This is a genomic window from Actinomycetota bacterium (genome assembly GCA_030682655.1).
GTDB lineage: Bacteria > Actinomycetota > Coriobacteriia > Anaerosomatales > JAUXNU01 > JAUXNU01.
The window spans coordinates 1-1,409 of record JAUXNU010000116.1; the positions used below are offsets into that span (position 1 = coordinate 1).

The following is a 1,409-nucleotide window of genomic DNA, read 5'->3' on the forward strand; positions in this document are numbered from 1 at the left end:
AGGCCCCAAGCTGGTCATTCTCCGGCCACCAAGCATAGGCGAAGGCGATGTTGTCGGCCTCGCCATAGCTCGGCTGGGTGTATGCGAACGAGAGCGACGATGAGTAGTAGTCGGCCGTCTGCGTGAGGTTGAAAGTGGCGCGACCAGACGAATTGTCCGTATACAACGGCCACGTGGCGGCGCCCGTTCCGGCGCACCACAGACCGTACGAGCCGGACTTCTTGCGCTGGGTGATACGACCCCAGTAGGCGTTACCGTTTGCCGGGTAGACGATGATCGGCTGTATGACGTAGGAGGGCGAAGTCGCAGTCTCGAAGCCTTCGGAGAGCATCGTGGCAGGCGTCTGCGGGGGAGCTGCCGCGAGAGCCGTCTCCGGTACGAACAGGTACCCCGCGAGAAGAAGGCCAAGGACCGAAGCATATCGGCGGATCATCGGAGTACCTCCACTTAGAACGAATCGGGAAAAGCGCGGGCGATTCCGGCAGCGATGTCGACAAGCCCGGCGGGATCGCCGGACCTCGAGGTCACCACCGCCTCGAACGCGTACCTTCCGCGCACGAACGACACCGAGACCAGGCGTCCGCCGTCAGTACCGGCGTAGGCCATGACGCCGTCGATCTCTACACTGCTTGCAGCGTTCGGGTAGGTCTTCTTGCTTACCGAAGTGATGAATGCCGCAGCGGCGGCCGGTGTTCCCCGGTCGTGAACCGCAAGGAGCACGCGGGAGACCGTGCGGACATCCGGCGAGCCGGGAGCGGGCTCTCCGGACACGACCGCGTCCCCGCCCTGAGAGATCACGGTGCCGAGCACATAGCCGGGCACCGTCTTGGGCAAGAGCAGACGCAGATCGCTCACCGCTGAGAGGAACGGGTCGACGCCGGGCTTGGGCGCAGGCGTCGGAGTGGGCTCCTTGGCGGCCTGCTTGACCCGGTCGAGGAGCGTCTTCGCGCTCGTGTTGTCCGGGTTGAGCGCGAGCGACTTGGCAAGGAGTTCGAGCGCGCGAGTCGTCTCGTTGCTGTCGGCAGCGATGAGCGCCTGCGTGTAGAAGTCGGCGCTGCGGTCAGCGGGTGTGAGCTTCGGCGGTTTGTCGGCGGACTCCTTGGGCGAGGAGACGGCCGCGACACCGTATATGACCAGTGCCAGCCCGACGATACTCGCGAGAGTCCACCACAGCTTGCGCGAGCGTCCGCTCGTCTTGGTCTTGCCTGCCCTACCCATCATCATCCCTGCTCACGCCCCTGTCGCGGGGCTCTCGGAGGTGCCGGCCTCCGTGCGTTTCACGAGCATACCCCACGAAGCGTCAACTGTGCCAACGCGCGCTCACGGGCGCGCATACGTATGCGCCGCGCCACTCGTGTGACACTCGGTCACGCATGTGCCACCATCGCCCGCGTGTGTGTACCCCAGAT

2 protein-coding genes are annotated in these 1,409 nt (G+C 65.2%); both read right to left on the reverse strand.

All coding sequences use genetic code 11. From position 1 onward, the window contains the following. Positions 1 to 433 (reverse strand): hypothetical protein (locus Q8K99_06855; protein ID MDP2182271.1); only part of this gene is annotated, 433 nt, incomplete at its 3' end. Positions 434 to 447: 14 nt separating this feature from the next. Beyond that, the gene (locus Q8K99_06860) at positions 448 to 1,221 is read right to left on the reverse strand and encodes a hypothetical protein (protein ID MDP2182272.1); all 774 of its coding nucleotides are present in this window, start codon (positions 1,219 to 1,221) and stop codon (positions 448 to 450) included. Positions 1,222 to 1,409 lie beyond the last annotated feature (188 nt).